Annotated in this window: 16 protein-coding genes and 1 pseudogene; 8 read left to right on the top strand and 9 right to left on the bottom strand. The window is 71.0% G+C overall.

Translation table 11 applies throughout. The features are described 5' to 3' along the window. Positions 1-91: 91 nt before the first annotated feature. The 9 genes from ACFU7Z_RS16205 to rpmH form a co-directional block, all read right to left on the bottom strand. Entirely contained in the window at positions 92-706 is a 615-nt protein-coding gene (locus tag ACFU7Z_RS16205; RefSeq protein WP_049655856.1) for a GNAT family N-acetyltransferase, read from the bottom strand. Between the two features lie 132 nt (positions 707-838). Continuing rightward, positions 839-1,879 (bottom strand): ParB/RepB/Spo0J family partition protein, encoded by a 1,041-nt coding sequence (locus tag ACFU7Z_RS16210; RefSeq protein WP_074001897.1) that lies wholly within the window; start codon positions 1,877-1,879, stop codon positions 839-841. Further along, the gene (locus tag ACFU7Z_RS16215) at positions 1,876-2,847 is read right to left on the bottom strand and encodes a ParA family protein (RefSeq protein WP_234348544.1); all 972 of its coding nucleotides are present in this window, start codon (positions 2,845-2,847) and stop codon (positions 1,876-1,878) included. The genes ACFU7Z_RS16210 and ACFU7Z_RS16215 overlap by 4 nt, the downstream gene beginning before the upstream one ends. Positions 2,848-3,094: 247 nt before the next feature. Then, positions 3,095-3,913 carry a 16S rRNA (guanine(527)-N(7))-methyltransferase RsmG gene (gene rsmG / locus ACFU7Z_RS16220; RefSeq protein ID WP_079271995.1) on the bottom strand — a complete coding sequence of 273 codons (819 nt, stop codon included), beginning with the start codon at positions 3,911-3,913 and terminating at the stop codon, positions 3,095-3,097. 159 nt (positions 3,914-4,072) lie between these two features. After that, the gene (locus ACFU7Z_RS16225) at positions 4,073-4,603 is read right to left on the bottom strand and encodes a R3H domain-containing nucleic acid-binding protein (protein ID WP_049655854.1); all 531 of its coding nucleotides are present in this window, start codon (positions 4,601-4,603) and stop codon (positions 4,073-4,075) included. A gap of 82 nt (positions 4,604-4,685) precedes the next feature. After that, a complete protein-coding gene (yidC, locus tag ACFU7Z_RS16230; protein ID WP_049655853.1) occupies positions 4,686-5,858 on the bottom strand; it encodes a membrane protein insertase YidC in 1,173 nt (390 codons plus the stop codon). Beyond that, positions 5,855-6,226, bottom strand: coding sequence for a membrane protein insertion efficiency factor YidD (yidD, locus tag ACFU7Z_RS16235; RefSeq protein WP_049655851.1), 372 nt, complete (start codon positions 6,224-6,226; stop codon positions 5,855-5,857). The genes yidC and yidD overlap by 4 nt, the downstream gene beginning before the upstream one ends. Further along, the gene (rnpA, locus tag ACFU7Z_RS16240) at positions 6,223-6,651 is read right to left on the bottom strand and encodes a ribonuclease P protein component (RefSeq protein WP_049655849.1); all 429 of its coding nucleotides are present in this window, start codon (positions 6,649-6,651) and stop codon (positions 6,223-6,225) included. Before rnpA ends, yidD begins: the two co-directional genes overlap by 4 nt. Positions 6,652-6,669: 18 nt before the next feature. Then, positions 6,670-6,807 carry a 50S ribosomal protein L34 gene (gene rpmH / locus ACFU7Z_RS16245; protein ID WP_030305394.1) on the bottom strand — a complete coding sequence of 46 codons (138 nt, stop codon included), beginning with the start codon at positions 6,805-6,807 and terminating at the stop codon, positions 6,670-6,672. A 353-nt stretch (positions 6,808-7,160) separates the two neighbouring features. On the opposite strand from rpmH, the gene dnaA reads away from it, so the two are divergent. The 8 genes and pseudogenes from dnaA to ACFU7Z_RS16285 form a co-directional block, all read left to right on the top strand. Next, complete coding sequence (gene dnaA, locus ACFU7Z_RS16250; RefSeq protein WP_380777895.1) at positions 7,161-9,017, top strand: chromosomal replication initiator protein DnaA; 1,857 nt, start codon at positions 7,161-7,163, stop codon at positions 9,015-9,017. 954 nt (positions 9,018-9,971) lie between these two features. Continuing rightward, positions 9,972-11,102: a DNA polymerase III subunit beta gene (dnaN, locus tag ACFU7Z_RS16255; protein ID WP_074001900.1), complete on the top strand. Its 1,131-nt coding sequence runs from the start codon at positions 9,972-9,974 to the stop codon at positions 11,100-11,102. Between the two features lie 170 nt (positions 11,103-11,272). After that, on the top strand, positions 11,273-12,148 hold the full coding sequence (gnd, locus tag ACFU7Z_RS16260) for a phosphogluconate dehydrogenase (NAD(+)-dependent, decarboxylating) (RefSeq protein WP_049654622.1): 876 nt from the start codon (positions 11,273-11,275) through the stop codon (positions 12,146-12,148). A 41-nt stretch (positions 12,149-12,189) separates the two neighbouring features. Continuing rightward, complete coding sequence (recF, locus tag ACFU7Z_RS16265) at positions 12,190-13,323, top strand: DNA replication/repair protein RecF (protein WP_049654621.1); 1,134 nt, start codon at positions 12,190-12,192, stop codon at positions 13,321-13,323. 193 nt (positions 13,324-13,516) lie between these two features. Further along, on the top strand, positions 13,517-14,056 hold the full coding sequence (locus ACFU7Z_RS16270; RefSeq protein ID WP_049654619.1) for a DUF721 domain-containing protein: 540 nt from the start codon (positions 13,517-13,519) through the stop codon (positions 14,054-14,056). Between the two features lie 259 nt (positions 14,057-14,315). Continuing rightward, on the top strand, positions 14,316-16,340 hold the full coding sequence (gene gyrB, locus ACFU7Z_RS16275; RefSeq protein ID WP_369808323.1) for a DNA topoisomerase (ATP-hydrolyzing) subunit B: 2,025 nt from the start codon (positions 14,316-14,318) through the stop codon (positions 16,338-16,340). Between the two features lie 56 nt (positions 16,341-16,396). Next, positions 16,397-19,006 carry a DNA gyrase subunit A gene (gene gyrA / locus ACFU7Z_RS16280; protein ID WP_049654618.1) on the top strand — a complete coding sequence of 870 codons (2,610 nt, stop codon included), beginning with the start codon at positions 16,397-16,399 and terminating at the stop codon, positions 19,004-19,006. Positions 19,007-19,156: 150 nt separating this feature from the next. Beyond that, positions 19,157-19,486, top strand: a pseudogene (locus tag ACFU7Z_RS16285) (hypothetical protein); the annotation flags it as partial.

Genomic DNA, 19,486 nt, shown 5'->3' on the forward strand with positions numbered 1-19,486 from the left:
AGCTACCTCGCAGGCCTCCACCTCCGCGCCTCAATGATCTGGATAGACGACCTCGTGCGACCACCCAACTGATCACAACATCACACAGGCCCTAGAAGGGCAGCACCGGCTCCTTGCGCCCGCCGCCCAGCAGCCGCTCCAGCGCCCCCTCCACGTCGCCCCGCCAGGAGAGCGTGGTCCGCGCCTCCAGCCGCAGCCGCGGGTAGCGCGAGTGCGGGCGGACGGTCCTGAAGCCGACCGCGAGCAGGTGGTCGGCCGGCAGCACGCAACTGGTCGGCGCCCGCCCGGAGGAGCCGAAGGCCTCGATCGCCCGCACCCCGCGCCCGATCAGGTCCTTGGCCACGGTCTGCACCAGCACCCGGCCGATCCCCTGGCGCTGGTAGCCCGGCAGCACCCGGCTGACCATCAGCTGGACGGCGTCGGGCGAGACCGGACTGGTCGGGAAGGACTGCGAGCGGGGGACGTAGGCGGGCGGCGCGTACAGCACGAACCCGGCGGGCCGGTCGTCCACGTAGACGATCCGGCCGCAGGAGCCCCACTCCAGCAGCACCGTGGAGATCCACCCCTCCTTCTCCAGCTCCGGCTTGCCCGACTCCACCGCTTCCTTCGCACTGACCGGGTCCAGCTCCCAGAACACGCAGGAGCGGCAGCCGGCCGGTAGGTCCCCGAGGTTGTCCAGCGTCAGCGGAACGATCCGCCGTCCCATGGCCGCACCTCCTCCTCCCTCTCACGGTCGAGCATTCCCCCACGAACGCCGATGGGTGCATGTTTCACGTGAAACAGCGCTCACGTGGAACACGCACCCATCGGGTCGTCGCCCTCGGCCGGCCGGGCCGGCTCAGCCCTGCGACAGCCGCAGACCGTCCTCCCCCGGGGCCATGCTGTCCAGGATCCGGTTCAGGTCCTCGACCGAGCCGAACTCCAGCACCACCTTGCCCTTGCCCAGCCTGCCGCCGCGCTGCGACACCTCGACCTTGACCCGGGTGTCGAAGCGGTCGGACAGCCGGCTCGCCAGGTCGTTGAAGGCCGGGGAGTTCAGCTTGCCCGCCTTCGGCGCCTGGCGCCTGGGCTGCTCCGGCTCCTCCGAGCGCATCAGCACGACGAGCTCCTCGACGTTGCGCACCGTGAGGCCCTCGGCGATCACCCGCGCGGCCAACCGCTCCTGCTGCTCCGGGTCCGACAGGCCGAGCAGCGCCCGGGCGTGCCCGGCCATCAGCGTCCCGGCCACCAGCCGGGTCTGGACGGAGGGCGGGAGCTTCATCAGCCGCAGGGTGTTGGAGACGTGCGTCCGCGAGCGGCCGATCCGATCGGCCAGCTCCTCGTGGGTGCAGGAGAAGTCCCGCAGCAGCTGGTCGTAGGCGGCGGCCTCCTCCACCGGGTTCAGCTCGGCGCGGTGCAGGTTCTCCAGGAGGGCGTCCAGCAGCAGCTTGTCGTCCTCGGTGGCCCGGACGATCGCCGGGATCCGCTCCAGCCCGGCCTCCCGGGAGGCGCGCCAGCGGCGCTCGCCCATGATCAGCTCGAAGCTGTCCACGCCGACCTGGCGGACCACGATCGGCTGGAGCAGACCGACCTCCTTGATGGAGGTGACCAGCTCGGCCAGCTTGTCCTCGTCGAAGACCTCACGCGGCTGGCGCGGATTGGGGGTGATCGCGTCCAGCGGCAGCTCGGCGAAGTACGCGCCGGCCGGCTGCGCCTGCTCGGCCCGCTTCTCGGCGGCCGCCCTGGCCGCCACCGTGCCGCGGACACTCGGCAGCGGCGTCACCGGGGCCGGTGCGGGCACGGCTGCCGCAGTCTTCGCCTCCACCCCGCCGTCCACCGGCGCGGCGGGGCGGATCAGCGCCTCCAGCCCTCGACCCAGACCAACCCTGCGAGCACTCACTGATGACCCTCCGTCGTACCGTGCTGTGCCACCGGGGCGCCGTGCCCCTGCTGGCCGTCCCGCTGCTGACCCACCAGCGAGCCGCCCGGGCCCACCGCACGCTGCGCGAGCTCGCGGGCGGCCTCCAGGTAGGAGAGCGCCCCGGTCGACCCCGGGTCGTAGGTGAGCACCGTCTGCCCGTAACTGGGCGCCTCCGAGATGCGCACCGACCGCGGGATCGCCGTGCTCAGCACCTCTTGGTGGAAGTGGGTCCGGACCTCCTCGGCGACCTGGGCGGCCAGCCTCGTCCGGGCGTCGTACATGGTGAGCAGGATGGTCGACACGTGCAGTGCGGGGTTGAGGTGCGCGCGCACCAGCTCGACGTTGCGCAGCAGCTGGCCGAGGCCCTCCAACGCGTAGTACTCGCACTGGATCGGGATCATCACCTCCTGGCCGGCGACCATGGCGTTGACCGTCAACAGGCCCAGCGAGGGCGGACAGTCGATCAGGATGTAGTCGAGCGGCTGCTCGTAGGCGGTGATGGCGCGCTGGAGCCGGCTCTCCCGGGCCACCAGGGAGACCAGCTCGATCTCGGCGCCGGCCAGGTCGATGGTGGCGGGGACGCAGAACAGCCCCTCGACGTCGTGCACCGGCTGCACCACGTCGGCCAGCGGCTTGCCCTCCACCAGGACGTCGTAGATGGACGGCACCTCGGCGTGGTGGTCGATGCCGAGCGCCGTGGAGGCGTTGCCCTGCGGGTCGAGGTCGACGACCAGGACGCGCAGGCCGTGCATGGCGAGGGAGGCGGCCATGTTCACGGTGGTGGTGGTCTTGCCCACCCCACCCTTCTGGTTGGCGACCACGATCACCCGGGTGGCGGCCGGCCGGGGCAGTCCCTCACCCGCTCGGCCGATCGCCCGGACCGCGGCCTGGGCGGCCCGCGCGATGGGCGTGTCATCGATCTGGTCGACGGTCTCCGAGTCCTGCATGGGGGTCAGTGTTTCACGTGAAACCGGAGCGGCAACAGTCGCCGCCCGGTCACGGCGGAGGATGCCCGAGAGCAAGGAGCGACGTTTCACGGGAAACACCATGCCCGCTATGCCGGAAATCTGACGTTGCGACACTCCGGTGTCCAGCCGTCGACCCCACCGACACCTGAACGACGACGGGCGGACGTTCCCCCCTCGCAGGAGGCCCGTCCGCCCGTGGTCGTCAGGTGCCCGACGTCACGCCCGATCAGCGTCCGCGGCGCCGTCCGCCCCGGCCGCGCTCGCCGTTCCGGACGCTCGCGGTGCGGCCCGCCCGGGCCGCCTTGGCGCGCCGGGTGGCCGCCTTCACCCCGCCGGGGCTCTCCCCCGCCTTCACCTGGACCACCCGGGTCGAGGTCTCCAGGGTGCCCTCGCCGACGGCGATGACGCTCCACTCGACCGCACCCAGCTTGGCCAGTCCGGCCCGCGAGTCGGCCAGCTCCTGCTCCGCGCTGTCCCCCTTGAGCGCCAGCATCTGCCCGTGCGGGCGCAGCAGCGGCATGCCCCAGCCGGCCAGCCGCTCCAGCGGCGCCACCGCCCGGGCGGTCACCACGTCCACCGCGAGCTTGCCGACCATCTCCTCGGCGCGGCCGCGCAGCACCGTGACGTTGTCCAGCCCCAGCTCCCGGACGACCTCCTCCAGGAAGGTGGTCCGGCGCAGCAGCGGCTCCAGCAGCGTCACCGAGACGTCCGGACGGGCCAGCGCCACCGGGATGCCCGGCAGGCCGGCCCCGGAGCCGACGTCGCACAGGGTGATGCCGGAGGGCAGCAGCTCGGCCAGCACCGCGCAGTTCAGCACGTGGCGGTCCCAGAGCCGGGGCACCTCGCGGGGCCCGATCAGCCCGCGCTGCACGCCCGCGGTGGCCAGCAGCTCGGTGTAGCGGACCGCGGCGTCGTAGCGCTCCCCGAAGACCTCCCGGGCGGCAGCCGGTGCCTCGCCAGGGTGCTCCAGCTCGGTGGCCGGCCCCTCAGCGGCCGGGTCCACGTCCGCCCCCGGCCGGCCGGCAGCCGCGTTCTCCGTGTCCATCTCGACCTCTCCGATCCCCGGATCCACCGACCCGCTCAACGCACTGTTTCACGTGAAACATCCCAGAAGGGACGACGACCCCGCCCGCACGAGGCGGACGGGGTCGCGTCCGGTGAAGCTCTCCGGCCGCCGCGGCGGCCGGTCGTCGACCTGTCGGCCTCAGACCGGCAGCACGACCACGAACCGCTGGGGCTCTTCGCCCTCGGACTCGCTGCGCAGGCCGGCCGCGGCGACCGCGTCGTGGACGACCTTGCGCTCGAAGGGAGTCATCGGCCGCAGCTTGACCTGCTCGCCACTGCTCTTGGCCTGCTCGGCGGCCTGGGCGCCGAGCACCGCCAGCTCCTCGCGCTTGCGGGCCCGGAAGCCGGCAATGTCCAGCATGAGGCGGCTGCGCTCGCCGGTCTCCCGGTGGACAGCCAACCGGGTCAGCTCCTGGAGGGCCTCCAGCACCTCGCCGTCCTGGCCGACCAGGCGCTGCAGCGCACGGTCGTTGCCGTCGCTGACGATGGAGACCAGGGCGCGGTCGCCCTCGACGTCCATGTCGATGTCACCGTCGAGGTCCGCGATGTCGAGCAGACCCTCCAGGTAGTCCGCCGCGATGTCGCCCTCCTGCTCCAGGCGGGAGATGAGGCTCTCGTCGGCGCTGGCGGCGGCCTCGGCCTCGACGGCGGAGGTGGTGCCTTCCGTCACTGATGGACTCCTTCGGAGATGGGCCCGTCTGTCGGGCCGGGGACGAAGCTCTTCGCGGCGGTCACAACGGGCTCGGGACCGGTCAGGACTTCTTCTTCGGCCGCTGGCCGCCACCGCGCTTCGGCTGCTGCCGGGTGCCCTGCTTGGTACCGGCGGGCTTCGCCGCGGCCTGCTTGGCGGCCGCCGGCTTGGCACCGGAGTCGGACGGCACGCTGTCGGACGGAGCCGTGTCGGCGGCTTCCTCCGCCTGGCTGTCCTTGTCCGGCTCGCCGGTCGGCTGTCCGACACCGGCCTGCTGGCGCTGGGCCTTGCTCTGCCGACGGGGCTGCTGGCGGCGCACCTGCACCGACTCCTCGACCACCGCGGCGGCGCTGGCCGCCTCGCTGACGGCCGCCTTGGACGGGGGCAGCATGCCCCAGAGCGCGCCCTTGATCTCCGTACCGTCCGGACGCAGCCGGCCGGCCTTCTTCAGACGGGCCTGACGCTCCTCGAAGGCCTTGCTGCCCGGGGTCGGGTTGTTGTGGATCACGACCAGCTGCTGGCCCATCGACCAGACGTTGGTGGTCAGCCAGTAGACCAGGACACCGACCGGGAAGTTGATGCCCATCACGGCGAACATGATCGGGAAGACGTACATCAGCATCTTCTGCTGCTGCATGAACGGCGTCTTCACCGAGAGGTCGACGTTCTTGGTCATCAGCTGGCGCTGGGTGACGAACTGCGACAGCGACATCAGGATGATCATCACGGCGGTGACGATCTTGACGCTGGTCTCGGGGCTGCCCACGAAGGTCGCGGAGAGCGGGGCACCGAAGATGTGCGCCTTGCCGGCGCTCACCAGCAGGTCACCGTGGATGACGCCGATGTCCTGGCCCTTGGCGACCTTGGCGAGCACCCCGTAGAGCGCGGTGAAGAACGGCGCCTGCACGATGATGGGAAGGCAGCTGGAGAACGGGTTGGTACCCGCCTCCTTGTACAGCTTCATCATCTCTTCGGACTGGCGCTGCCGGTCGTTCTTGTAGCGCTCCTGGATGGCCTTCATCTTCGGCTGGATCGCCTGCATGGCCCGGGTCGCCTTGATCTGCTTCACGAAGAGCGGGATCAGGCAGATCCGGATGACGACCACCATCGAGGCGATGGCGAGACCCCAGGCCCAGCCACCGTCCGGGTTGAAGATGTGGCTGTACAGCGAGTGGAACTGGACGATGATCCAGGACACCGCTGTGTACAGGGGATTCAGGAAGGAGAAGGTCACCGGTCAGGCTCCTTGGACAGGTGGATTGGCCGCACGGGGCCAATGGTCGCCGGGCCCTCGGGGTCCGGACCGGCGGGGGTGGCGGTCACCGGGTCTCCGGTGGCGGACCGGCTCTTCAGCCAGTCTCGCAACCGCCGGTGCCACACCGGATGCTTGCGCGGCGGGACATGATCGACCCCACCGGGCGTCCACGGATTGCAGCGCAGGATGCGCCACACGGTCAGCCCGCCGCCCTTGACCGCTCCGTGCACCTTCACGGCCTCGTAGCCGTAGTGCGAGCAGGAGGGGTAGTAACGGCAGACCGGACCGAGCAGTGGGCTGATGGTCCACTGGTAGACCCTGATCAGACCCATCAGCAGGTACTTCATCGACCTGCTCCCGTCGGCGCCGTGGCGGCGGGCTCCGTCCTCAGCAACCGCTTCAGTGCCGCGTCCAGGTCACGTTCGAGGTCCTGGTACGAGGCGGTCGCGGCCTGGGGCAGCGCACGCACCACTATCAGGCTACCGGCGGGCAGCCTGGAGAGACGATCACGAACGAGATGGCGCAACCGGCGCTTGACCAGGTTGCGAACGACCGCCGGGCCAACGGCCTTGCTCACGACGAAACCCGCACGCGCCGAAGGAGTCCCCTCGGCGACGTGCGGGCGGGAGTCGCTGGTCCGGTCGGTCTGCCCCTGCGGGTCACCGTCTCTGCTGAGATGGACGACCAGAAGGGGCCGGCCGGCCCGGCGACCGCGTTTCACCGCGGTCGCGAAGTCCTGGCGCCGCCGCAGCCGATTCTCGGAGGGCAGCACAACAGACTCTGGCGCGGATCAGGCGGACAGGCTGCTGCGGCCCTTGCCACGGCGGGCGGCCAGGATGGCGCGGCCGGCGCGGGTACGCATACGCAGCCGGAAGCCGTGGGTCTTCGCGCGACGACGGTTGTTCGGCTGGAAGGTGCGCTTGCTCACTCGGGGGCTCCTGAGGTGAATCGTAGGATGACGGGGAATCGCTTGGCCGTCACCGTGCGTCCGCGTGATCTCCCCTGATTCGGAAATCCGGCCCATCGCCCCAGTTCGGCTGGGGTTTGAGGCAATCCACGGCGCCCGTGCTGCGCGCCTTATGGAGCGGGTGGACCCGCGGACATGCGGCAGCGGCCATCGACAACTCGACCTGGTTACGGTACGCGGGACGGGGCACGGGGGTCAAACCAGCCGTCTCCCGCCCGTCTTACCCACAGCCTGTGGACAACGACTTGATCCGTCCCTGTTCGCTGACTACCGTTGCAGAACTTGTCTGGTTTGTTCTTGGAAAGCGTGCACCAGTGGCTGATGTCAACAGCGACCTCGTCCCGGTCTGGGCCAGGGTCGTCGAGCGGCTGGTCGCCGACCCCGATGTCGGGGAGATGGACAAACAGTGGGTGCAGCGCACCCAGCCGATGTGGATGATGCACGACACCGCCCTGCTGGCGACCCCGAACGAGCGGGCCAAGCAGGTGCTGGAGGGCCGGCTGCTGCCGCAGCTGACCGAGGCCCTCAGCCGTGAGCTCAGCCGCCCGGTCCGGATCGCCGTGATGGTCGACGCCAACGCGGTGCCGACCACCCCCGCGCCCGCCCCCCAGGCCCCCGCCGAGCCCTACCCGGGCCCGGCCGAGGACGACGCCCCCGGCTACGGCGGCCAGGGCTACCAGCAGCCGTACGAGCACGGCCAGCCCTACGAGCAGCCGCAGCCGTACGAGCAGGGCCAGGGGTACGAGCAGGACTACGAGCGCCCCCGCTACGACACCGGCGGCTACGAGCAGCGCCAGGCCCCGTACGGCGGCCCCGGCGGCGGGCCCGGCTGGCAGGGCTACCAGGAGCAGCCGCCCGGCTACCGCGACGCGGAGGAGCCCGCGTCCCGTCCGGCGCCGCGGCCCGTCCCCGGCCCGCCCGCGACCACCCAGGGCGACCTCTTCGGCGGCGCCTACGGCCCCGGCCCGAACGAGCAGCCCCGCACCGGCGCCGGCCGTCGGGCCGGCGGCTCCCGCCCCACCGGCGGCCGCCCGGCCGAGAAGGCCGCCCCGGAGCGCTCCGCCGAGCGTCCCGGCGTCCCCGGCGTGCCCGCCCCGCCCGGCGCTCCCCCGGCCGGCGGCTCCCGCAAGGACGAGCCGGCCGCCCGGCTGAACCCCAAGTACCTGTTCGACACCTTCGTCATCGGCGCCAGCAACCGCTTCGCGCACGCGGCGGCGGTGGCGGTCGCCGAGGCCCCGGCCAAGGCGTACAACCCGCTCTTCATCTACGGCGAGTCCGGGCTGGGCAAGACCCACCTGCTGCACGCCATCGGGCACTACTCGCGCAGTCTCTTCCCGGGCACCCGGGTGCGCTACGTGTCCTCGGAGGAGTTCACCAACGAGTTCATCAACTCGATCCGGGACGGCAAGGCGGACACCTTCCGCCGCCGCTACCGGGACATGGACATCCTGCTCGTGGACGACATCCAGTTCCTCGCGAGCAAGGAGTCCACGCAGGAGGAGTTCTTCCACACCTTCAACACCCTGCACAACGCGAACAAGCAGATCGTCCTCTCCTCGGACCGGCCGCCCAAGCTGCTGACCACGCTGGAGGACCGGCTGCGCAACCGCTTCGAGTGGGGTCTGATCACCGACGTCACCCCGCCGGAGCTGGAGACCCGGATCGCGATCCTGCGCAAGAAGGCGATCCAGGAGCAACTCAACGCTCCCGCCGACGTGTTGGAGTTCATCGCCTCCCGGATCACCCGCAACATCCGGGAGTTGGAGGGCGCGCTGATCCGGGTGACCGCCTTCGCCAACCTCAACCGGGCCCCGGTGGACCTGGAGTTGGCCGGGATCGTCCTCAAGGACCTGATCCCGGGCGGGGACGAGGACGCCGGCCCGGAGATCACCGCGCAGGTCATCATGCAGCAGACCGCCGCCTACTTCGGCCTGGGCGTGGACGACCTCTGCGGGTCCTCGCGCAGCCGGGTGCTGGTGACGGCCCGGCAGATCGCGATGTACCTCTGCCGCGAGCTCACCGACCTCTCGCTGCCGAAGATCGGCGCGCAGTTCGGCGGCCGCGACCACACCACGGTGATGCACGCGGACCGCAAGATCCGCTCGCTGATGGCCGAGCGGCGCTCGATCTACAACCAGGTCACCGAACTCACCAACCGCATCAAGAGCTAGCCGGAGCAGGCACGGCGGGGCCCCGGGTCCGAAGACGGGCCCCCAAGGGCGTCAGGAGCGAATCCTGACGCCCTTTCTCGTGTCCACAGGTGTGCGTCGCGCGCCGGCTGGGCAGGGATGCCCTCGACGGACGGTCCGCCAGTCCACAGCCCGCGCCGAACAACTGACCGGTGATTCGAAACCCGGGGGCGCGCAAGGCCGTTGTCCACAGGACGGGCCCCTCCGCCGCCGTCCACAGGGTGGGGAGTGCGGAGTTATCCAGAATTCGTCCACAGGCCCGTCGCCGCTACGCTCTTCCGCGCAGGTCAGGTGCCTGTGGACTTGTGCACAACGGTTATCCACAGGGTGTGGACAATTGACGGGTCCACAGTGGGCCGTCCGGGTTATCCACCGGTTGTCCCCAGGGGAGGGCCGGTTATCCCCAGGTTGTCCACAGCGGCGTCCACAGTTCGACAACCGTGGGCTGGCGTTCATACCCTGGTGTGAAAGGCGTCACGTAAAGTTGACCGGCGCCCGTGGATAACCGGGCCCGGATCTGGGGACAGCCCTGGGGATAACCTGTGGATACCCTGCGTGCCCTGTGGGTAACGCTCGGCTGTCCACAGCGCGGCCTGCCCGTCCACAGCCGCCGTCCACACCCGCTGTGGACAAAATTCGGGCTCTGACCTGCGGAAACGGGGTTATCCACGGTTTCCACAGGCCCTACTACTACCACTACACATTTAGACCCCGGACTTGCTTTCAAAGTGGGTGGGCCCCGAATCTGTGGACAACCGGGCCCCGACAACAGTTCGGGTCGCTTCCGCCCGTCTGCCCCGTCTGTCGGCGGAGTACGTCAGACTGTCCTTGCGACTGGAAGCGGAGTGACCGAGCTCGGTGGACAGCCGAACCGACGATCAAGATCAGACGAACCAGAGTGCGAGCGGGAGCGCTCGATCCAGGAGGCGGTTACCGGTGAAGTTCCGGGTGGAGCGTGACGTCCTCGCGGAGGCGGTGGCCTGGGCTGCCCGCAGCCTCCCGGCACGGCCGCCGGTGCCGGTGCTGGCCGGCCTGCTGCTGACCGCGCAGGAGGGCAGCCTGGCGCTGTCGGGCTTCGACTACGAGGTCTCGGCCCGGGTCGAGCTGGAGGCGGACGTCGAGGAGGCCGGCACCGTCCTGGTCTCCGGCCGGCTGCTGAACGACATCTCCCGCAACCTCCCCAACCGGCCGGTGGAGATCTCCACCGACGGCCAGCGGGTCAGTGTGGTCTGCGGCAGCTCCCGGTTCACCCTCCCCACCCTCCCGGTGGACGAGTACCCGGCGCTGCCCCAGATGCCGACCGCCACCGGCACCGTCTCCGGCGACGTCTTCGCCTCGGCCGTCAGCCAGGCCGCGGTCGCCGCCGGCCGGGACGACACCCTCCCGGTGCTCACCGGTGTCCGGGTCGAGATCGAGGGCGACCGGATCACCCTGGCCGCCACCGACCGCTACCGCTTCGCCGTCCGCGAGCTGCTGTGGAAGCCCGAGCAGTCGGACATCTCCGCCGTCGCGCTGGTCCCGGCCAAGACCCTCCAGGACATCGCCAAGTCCCTGGGCAGCGGCGACAACGTCTCCATCGCGCTCTCCTCGGGCGGCGCGGGCGAGGGCCTGATCGGCTTCGAGGGCGCCGGCCGCCGGACGACCACCCGGCTGCTGGAGGGCGAGTTCCCCAAGTTCCGCAGCCTCTTCCCGACCGAGTTCAACGCGATCGCCGCGATCCAGACCCAGCCCTTCCTGGAGGCGCTCAAGCGCGTCTCGCTGGTCGCCGAGCGCAACACCCCGGTCCGCCTCAACTTCGAGGAGGGCGTGCTGACGCTGGAGGCCGGTTCGGGCGACGACGCCCAGGCCACCGAGCGGATCGAGGCCTCCCTGGAGGGCGACGCCATCTCGATCGCGTTCAACCCGGGCTACCTGGAGGAGGGCCTCAAGGCCATCGACTCCCCCTTCGCCCAGCTCAGCTTCACCACCCCGACCAAGCCCGCGCTGCTCAGCGGCAAGGTCTCGGTGGACGCCGAGGAGGACAAGGCCTACCAGTACCTGATCATGCCGGTCCGCCTCTCCGGCTGATCCCGCCCGTCCTTCGTCCACAGGCTGTGCACACCCGCTGTGCACAGCCTGTGGCCGTCTCCCCCGGCCGGCCCCGACCGCAGCCGGGCCGGGCCGCTCCAGCGCGTAGGCTCAAGGAGTGCGGCAACGGCGCCGCCGGCAGGCACGTCACCACAGGTAAGGACTTGGTCATGGAGCTCGGCCTCATCGGTCTCGGCAAGATGGGCGGCAACATGCGCGAGCGGATCCGCCGCGCCGGCCACACCGTCATCGGCTACGACCGCAACCCTGACATCTCCGACGTCGAGAGCCTCCAGGAGCTCGTCAGCAAGCTCCAGGGCCCGCGCGTGGTCTGGGTCATGGTCCCGGCGGGCGCCGCCACCCAGGCGACCGTCGACGAGCTCGCCGAGCTGCTCTCCCCCGGCGACGTGGTGGTCGACGGCGGCAACTCCCGCTGGACCGACGACGTCAAGCACGCCGAGGCGCTGGCCGCCAAGGGCATCGGCTTCGTGGACTGCGGCGTCTCCGGCGGCGTCTGGGGCCTGGAGAACGGCTACGCGCTGATGTACGGCGGCGACGCCGAGCACGTCGCGAAGGCCCAGCCGGTCTTCGACGCCCTCAAGCCCGAGGGCGAGTTCGGCTCGGTGCACGCGGGCGCGGTGGGCGCCGGCCACTTCGCCAAGATGGTCCACAACGGCATCGAGTACGCGATGATGCAGGCCTTCGCCGAGGGCTGGGAGCTGCTGGAGGCCGCCCCCGAGGTCACCGACGTGCGCGACGTCTTCCGCAGCTGGCAGGAGGGCACCGTCATCCGCTCCTGGCTGCTGGACCTGGCCGTCCGCGCCCTGGACGAGGACGAGCACCTGGACAAGCTGCGCGGCTGGGCCGCCGACTCCGGCGAGGGCCGCTGGACCGTCGAGGCCGCGATCGACCACGCCGTGCCGCTGCCGGCGATCACCGCCTCGCTGTTCGCCCGCTTCGCCTCCCGCCAGGAGGACTCGCCGCAGATGAAGATGATCGCCGCGCTGCGCAACCAGTTCGGCGGCCACGCGGTCGAGTCCAAGTAACCAGCAGGTCCTCCCCAAGAAGGCGGGCGCAGTCCACAGCCATGCACGTCGCGCACCTGTCGCTCGCCGACTTCCGGTCGTACGCCCGGGCCGAGGTTCCCCTCGACCCGGGCGTGACCGCCTTCGTGGGGCCCAACGGCCAGGGCAAGACCAACCTGGTCGAGGCGATCGGCTACGTGGCCACCCTGGGCAGCCACCGGGTCGCCACCGACGCCCCGCTGATCCGGCTGGGCGCCGAGCGGGCGGTGGTCCGCACCTCGGTGGTGGACCGCGGCCGGTCCACCCTGATCGAGCTGGAGCTCACCCCGGGCAAGGCCAACCGGGCCCGGATCAACCGCTCCGACAACGTCCGCCCGCGGGACGTCCTGGGCCTGCTGCGCACCGTGCTGTTCGCCCCCGAGGACCTCAGCCTGGTCAAGGGCGACCCGGGTGAGCGGCGGCGCTTCCTGGACGAGCTGCTGACCGCCCGGGCACCCCGGCTGGCCGGGGTGCGGCAGGACTACGAGCGGGTGCTCAAGCAGCGCAACGCCCTGCTGAAGACCGCCGCGATGGCCCGCCGGGCCGGCGGCGGCAAGGGCGCCGACCTGTCCACCCTGGAGGTCTGGGACGGCCATCTGGCCCGCGCCGGCGCCGAGTTGACGGCCTTCCGGATCCAGCTGGTGGCCGCCCTGCAGCCCCTGGTGGCGGCCGCGTACGGGCAGCTGGCCCCCGGCGGCGGCGAGACCGCCCTGGAGTACCGCAGCTCCTTCGAGGGCGAGCTGCCGACCAGCCGTGAGCAGGCCGAGGAGCAGCTGCTGAACGCGCTGCAGGCGGTCCGCAAGCAGGAGGTCGAGCGCGGTGTCACCCTGGTCGGCCCGCACCGCGACGAGCTGGGGCTCAAGCTCGGCCCGCTGCCCGCCAAGGGCTACGCCAGCCACGGCGAGTCCTGGTCGTTCGCGCTGGCGCTGCGGCTGGCCTCGTACGAGCTGCTGCGCGCCGACGGCGGCGAGCCGGTGCTGATCCTGGACGACGTGTTCGCCGAGCTGGACGCCGCCCGCCGGGACCGGCTGGCCGAGCTGGTGGCCGGCGGCGAGCAGGTGCTGGTGACCGCGGCGGTCGCCGAGGACGTGCCGAAGGCGCTGGCCGGCGCCCGGTTCGCGGTCTCCGACGGCGCGGTGCGCCGGGTCGACGCCTGACCGCGCCCCCGCGCCCGCACCGCTTCACACCCCTCCACCCGCACCACCACACCGCCGTCACCGGACCGCGACCGCTTCCGCGCACCGCGCGCCCCCGCCCCGGCCCGAGGGGCCCGGCGGCTCCCGTAGGCTGGACGGCTCGGCGGGCGCGCGACCGCGACCGTTGTCCACAGGCTGGGGAAAGGAGATCGCCGTGAGCGAGCCGGCGGAGCACTCCCCCGAGCCCGGTGCCCCGGCGCCGACCGGTGCCGACCTCGCCCGCTCCGCGCTGCGCGCGGCCCGGGCCCAGGCCCGTCAGCGCGGCGAGCAGGTCCGGGAGAAGCGCGAGGCGAAGCGGCACGGCCTGCGCAGCGGCGCCCGCTCGGACGGCCGCGACCCGGTCCCGCTGGGCGCGGCGCTCAACCGGCTGCTGACCGAGCGCGGCTGGGAGTCCTCGGCCGCCGTCGGCGGGGTGATGGGCCGCTGGCCGCAGATCGTCGGCCCGGACATCGCCGCGCACTGCCACCCCTCCTCCTACGACGAGGCCGCCGCGGTGCTCACCGTGCAGTGCGACTCCACCGCCTGGGCCACCCAACTACGCTGGCTGGCACGGCAGTTGGTGGCCCGTCTGAACCACGAGCTGGGCCACGGGACGGTCCGGACCATCAAGGTGCTCGGCCCCGCGGCGCCCGCCCGCGGCTACGGCCGGCTGCGCGCGCCCGGGAGCAAGGGGCCGGGCGACACCTGGGGCTGATCGGGACCTCGGACGGCCGGCGGGGGCGCGGATCGGATGGCGATCTTCCGGAACCCCTGACAGCCCTTCCAGGCGCCCTGGGCCCCCCGGGCGAGTATCGGGACATGTCCCGAGGGGATTCAGGGCGGCATATCTGCCCTCAAGGGCTGCCAAACGCCCATCTCTGTCAGTCGTACCGGTAGACTGAAAGCCAAACACTGTTGCTAGTGGCAACCGAGTCGAAACGCTGTGGTCGCACGCCCGCCCGTACGGGGTGGGCATGCGACCCGTGCTGTGCCAGAGAGGGCGCTTCGTGGCCGATTCCGGCAACCCCAGCCAGACCCCAGACCAGTCCGAGCAGGCTTCCTACACCGGTAGCAACATCCAGGTGCTGGAAGGCCTCGACGCCGTCCGCAAGCGCCCCGGCATGTACATCGGTTCGACGGGCGAGCGCGGCCTGCACCACCTGGTGCAGGAGGTCGTGGACAACTCCGTCGACGAGGCGATGGCCGGGCACGCCGACACCATCGACGTCACGATCATGGCCGACGGCGCCATCCGCTGCGTCGACAACGGCCGCGGCATCCCGGTGGACATCGTCCCCGGCCAGGACAAGCCCGCCGTCGAGGTCGTGCTCACCGTCCTGCACGCCGGCGGCAAGTTCGGCGGCGGCGGCTACGCCGTCTCCGGCGGTCTGCACGGCGTGGGCGTCTCCGTGGTGAACGCGCTGTCCACCCGGCTCTCGGTGGAGATCCACCGGGACGGCCACATCTGGACCCAGGACTACAAGATGGGCGCGCCGACCGCCCCCCTGGTCAAGGGCGCGGAGACCGACCGCACCGGCACCACGGTGACCTTCTGGGCCGACGGCGACATCTTCGAGACCACCGTCTACTCCTTCGAGACGCTCTCCCGGCGCTTCCAGGAGATGGCCTTCCTCAACAAGGGCCTGTCGATCTCGCTGACCGACGAGCGCCCCGAGCACGCGGACGAGGAGGGCAAGCCGCTCACCGTCACGTACAAGTACGACGGCGGCATCGCCGACTTCGTCGCCCACCTCAACTCCCGCAAGGGCGAGGTCGTCCACCCCTCGGTGATCGACTTCGAGGCGGAGGACAAGGACAAGGCGATCTCGGTGGAGATCGCGATGCAGTGGAACTCCTCCTACACCGAGGGGGTCTACAGCTTCGCCAACACCATCCACACCCACGGCGGCGGCACCCACGAGGAGGGCTTCCGCGCCGCGCTGACCGGCCTGGTCAACCGCTACGCGCGGGACAAGAAGCTGCTCCGCGAGAAGGACGACAACCTCTCCGGCGAGGACATCCGCGAGGGTCTGACCGCGATCATCTCGGTCAAGCTCGGCGAGCCCCAGTTCGAGGGCCAGACCAAGGACAAGCTCGGCAACACCGAGGCCAAGACCTTCGTCCAGAAGGTCGTCCACGAGCACCTCAACGACTGGCTGGACCGCAACCCCAACGAGGCCGCGGACATCATCCGCAAGTCCATCCAGGCCGCCACCGCGCGCGTCGCCGCCCGCAAGGCCCGCGACCTGACCCGCCGCAAGGGCCTGCTGGAGTCCGCCTCGCTGCCGGGCAAGCTCTCGGACTGCCAGTCCAAGGACCCGTCCGAGTGCGAGATCTTCATCGTCGAGGGTGACTCCGCCGGCGGCTCGGCCAAGCAGGGCCGCGACCCGCGCACCCAGGCCATCCTGCCGATCCGCGGCAAGATCCTGAACGTCGAGAAGGCCCGGATCGACAAGGTCCTCCAGAACACCGAGGTCCAGGCGCTCATCTCGGCCTTCGGCTGCGGCATCCAGGAGGACTACGACGAGTCCAAGCTGCGGTACCACAAGATCGTCCTGATGGCCGACGCCGACGTCGACGGACAGCACATCCGCACCCTGCTGCTCACCCTGCTGTTCCGCTTCATGCGGCCGCTGGTCGAGTCCGGGTACGTCTACCTCGCCATGCCGCCGCTGTACAAGATCAAGTGGGGCAAGGACGACTTCGAGTACGCCTACTCCGACCGCGAGCGCGACGCGCTCATCGCGGCCGGGGTGGAGGCCGGGCGCCGGCTGCCCAAGGACGACGCGATCCAGCGCTTCAAGGGTCTCGGCGAGATGAACGCCGAGGAGCTCCGGGTCACCACCATGGACGCCGAGCACCGCCTGCTGCTCCAGGTCACCCTGGAGGACGCCGCCCGTGCCGACGAGCTGTTCTCCGTGCTGATGGGCGAGGACGTCGAGGCGCGCCGCTCCTTCATCCAGCGCAACGCCAAGGACGTTCGCTTCCTGGACGTGTGACGCCTGCACCGCAGGCCCCGCACGTTCCAGTCCGCGTGAAAGGAAACTGACCACCAGTGGTCGACGACAACCGTCCCGAAGGCGAACAGCCCGAGACCCCCGCAGCCGAGGGCACCGCCCAGGTGACCATGCGGATCGAGCCGGTCGAGCTCGAGACCGAGATGCAGCGCTCCTACCTCGACTACGCGATGAGCGTGATCGTCAGCCGGGCGCTCCCCGAGGTCCGCGACGGCCTCAAGCCGGTGCACCGCCGCGTGCTCTACGCGATGTACGACGGCGGGTACCGGCCCGAGAAGGGCTACTACAAGTGCGCCCGCGTCGTCGGCGACGTCATGGGCAACTACCACCCGCACGGTGACACCTCGATCTACGACACCGTGGTCCGCCTGGCCCAGCCGTGGTCGCTGCGGATGCCGCTGGTGGACGGCAACGGCAACTTCGGCTCCCCGGGCAACGACCCGGCGGCGGCGATGCGCTACACCGAGTGCAAGCTGATGCCGCTGGCCATGGAGATGATGCGCGACATCGACGAGGAGACCGTCGACTTCGCGCCCAACTACGACGGCCGCTCGCAGGAGCCGACCGTCCTGCCCGCGCGCATCCCCAACCTGCTGGTCAACGGTGCCACCGGCATCGCGGTCGGCATGGCCACCAACATCCCGCCGCACAACCTCCGCGAGGTCGCCTCCGGCGCGCTCTGGTACCTGGAGAACCCGGAGGCCTCCGCCGAGGAGCTGCTGGACGCCCTGGTCGAGCGGATCAAGGGCCCCGACTTCCCGACCGGCGCGCTGATCGTCGGCCGCCGCGGCATCGACGACTACTACCGCACCGGCCGCGGCTCGGTCACCATGCGGGCCGTGGTCGAGGTCGAGGAGATCCAGGGCCGCCAGTGCCTGGTGATCACCGAGCTGCCGTACCAGGTCAACCCGGACAACCTCGCGCTGAAGATCGCCGACCTGGTCAAGGACGGCAAGATCGCCGGCATCGCCGACGTCCGGGACGAGTCCTCGTCCCGCACCGGCACCCGCCTGGTGGTCGTGCTCAAGCGCGACGCGGTCGCCAAGGTCGTGCTGAACAACCTGTACAAGCACACCGAGCTGCAGACCAACTTCGGCGCCAACATGCTGGCCCTGGTCGACGGCGTGCCGCGCACGCTGTCGCTCGACGCCTTCATCCGGCACTGGGTCAACCACCAGGTCGAGGTCATCGTCCGGCGCACCACCTTCCGGCTGCGCAAGGCCGAGGAGCGCGCGCACATCCTGCGCGCCCTGCTGAAGGCCCTGGACCTGATCGACGAGGTCATCGCGCTGATCCGGGCCTCGGCCAGCGCCGACGCCGCCCGCACCGGCCTGATGGGCCTGCTCGACATCGACGAGCTCCAGGCCAACGCGATCCTGGAGATGCAGCTGCGCCGACTGGCCGCCCTCGAGCGCCAGCGGATCATGGACGAGCACGACGAGCTCCAGCGCAAGATCGACGAGTACAACGCGATCCTGGCCTCGCCGGTCCGCCAGCGGGAGATCATCTCCGAGGAGCTCACCGCGATCGTCGACAAGTACGGCGACGAGCGGCGCTCCACCCTCATCCCCTCCGACGGCGACCTCTCCATCGAGGACCTCATCGCCGAGGAGGACATCGTCGTCACGATCACCCGTGGCGGCTACGTCAAGCGGACCCGCTCCGACCTCTACCGCTCGCAGAAGCGCGGCGGCAAGGGCGTGCGCGGTGCCCAGCTGAAGCAGGACGACATCGTCGACCACTTCTTCGTGACGACGACCCACAACTGGATCCTGTTCTTCACCAACAAGGGCCGGGTCTACCGCGCCAAGGGCTACGAGCTGCCGGACGCCGGGCGCGACGCCCGCGGCCAGCACGTCGCCAACCTGCTGGCCTTCCAGCCGGACGAGCACATCGCCCAGGTGATGGCCGTGCGGACGTACGAGGACAAGCCGTACCTGGTCCTCGCCACCCGGGCCGGCCTGGTGAAGAAGTCCGCGCTCAAGGACTACGACTCGCCGCGCTCCGGCGGCCTGATCGCGATCAACCTGCGCCAGGACGAGGAGGGCCAGGACGACGAGCTGATCGGCGCCGAGCTGGTCTCCGCCGAGGACGACCTGCTGCTGGTCTCCAAGAAGGCCCAGTCGATCCGCTTCACCGCGACCGACGACGCCCTGCGCCCGACCGGCCGCGCCACCTCCGGCGTCAAGGGCATGGCCTTCCGCGAGGACGACGAACTGCTCTCGATGAACGTCGTCCGTCCGGGCACCTACGTCTTCACCGCCACGGACGGCGGCTACGCCAAGCGCACCGGGGTGGACGAGTACCGTGTCCAGGGACGCGGCGGCTACGGCACCAAGGCGGCGAAGATCGTCGAGGGCCGGGGCTCGCTGGTCGGCGCGCTCGTGGTCGACGAATCCGACGAGATCATGGCGATCACCCTCTCGGGTGGGGTGATCCGCACGAGGGTTTCCGAGGTTCGTGAAACCGGACGTGACACCATGGGCGTCCAACTGATCAACCTCGGAAAGCGCGACGCGGTCGTGGGCATGGCCCGCAACGCGGAGGCCGAGGACGAGGAGACGGCGGAGGACGAGGTGGCGGGTACCGAGTCCACCGAGACGGCCGAGGGAGCGGAGACGGCGGTCGACGGAGACGTCGAGGCCTGAACCGAACCGCAGACCGGTGCCGCCGCGTCCAGAGTATGGATGCGGCGGCACCGGACGCCGACCAGTTCCGGGCAATCCCGCCGGGCGCTGGATGACGAGTGACGAAGCAGGGCGGCGCCGCCGTCCTGGTGGGAAGTGCGGGAGGACCAGGTGAGTGGAGCCACGGGTGCTGCGGGAGGAACCTCCGGCGGCCGTCCGGGCGCGCAGGGCGGGGGTGCGTACGGCGTTCCGCAGCCGCCGACCGAGCACTCGGCCGCGTCCACCTCGCTGATGCCGCCGGCCGGTGGAGCGGGCCAGAGCGGTGCGACCTACGGGGGGCAGACGCCCGCGCCGCCGAGCGGCCAGGCCGGCTTCTCGCAGCCGACCACGTACGCCAAGGGGCAGCCGACCCCGGCCCGGGGCACCCGGAGCCCGGGCCACACCCCGGCGGGCGGGACCCCGGTCGGGGCGACCCCGGCCGGCGGCACCCCCACCGGGGCC

The sequence above is a fragment of the Kitasatospora sp. NPDC057518 genome (genome assembly GCF_042802075.1).
Taxonomy (GTDB): Bacteria; Actinomycetota; Actinomycetes; order Streptomycetales; family Streptomycetaceae; genus Kitasatospora.

Coding starts and splice junctions, on each gene's coding strand:
- recF (WP_049654621.1), top strand. CDS start 12,190: ATGCACGTCGCGCACCTGTCGCTCGCCGACTTCCGGTCGTACGCCCGG.
- ACFU7Z_RS16215 (WP_234348544.1), bottom strand. CDS start 2,847: ATGCAGGACTCGGAGACCGTCGACCAGATCGATGACACGCCCATCGCG.
- ACFU7Z_RS16205 (WP_049655856.1), bottom strand. CDS start 706: ATGGGACGGCGGATCGTTCCGCTGACGCTGGACAACCTCGGGGACCTA.
- yidD (WP_049655851.1), bottom strand. CDS start 6,226: ATGAAGTACCTGCTGATGGGTCTGATCAGGGTCTACCAGTGGACCATC.
- rsmG (WP_079271995.1), bottom strand. CDS start 3,913: ATGGACACGGAGAACGCGGCTGCCGGCCGGCCGGGGGCGGACGTGGAC.
- gyrB (WP_369808323.1), top strand. CDS start 14,316: ATGCGACCCGTGCTGTGCCAGAGAGGGCGCTTCGTGGCCGATTCCGGC.
- gnd (WP_049654622.1), top strand. CDS start 11,273: ATGGAGCTCGGCCTCATCGGTCTCGGCAAGATGGGCGGCAACATGCGC.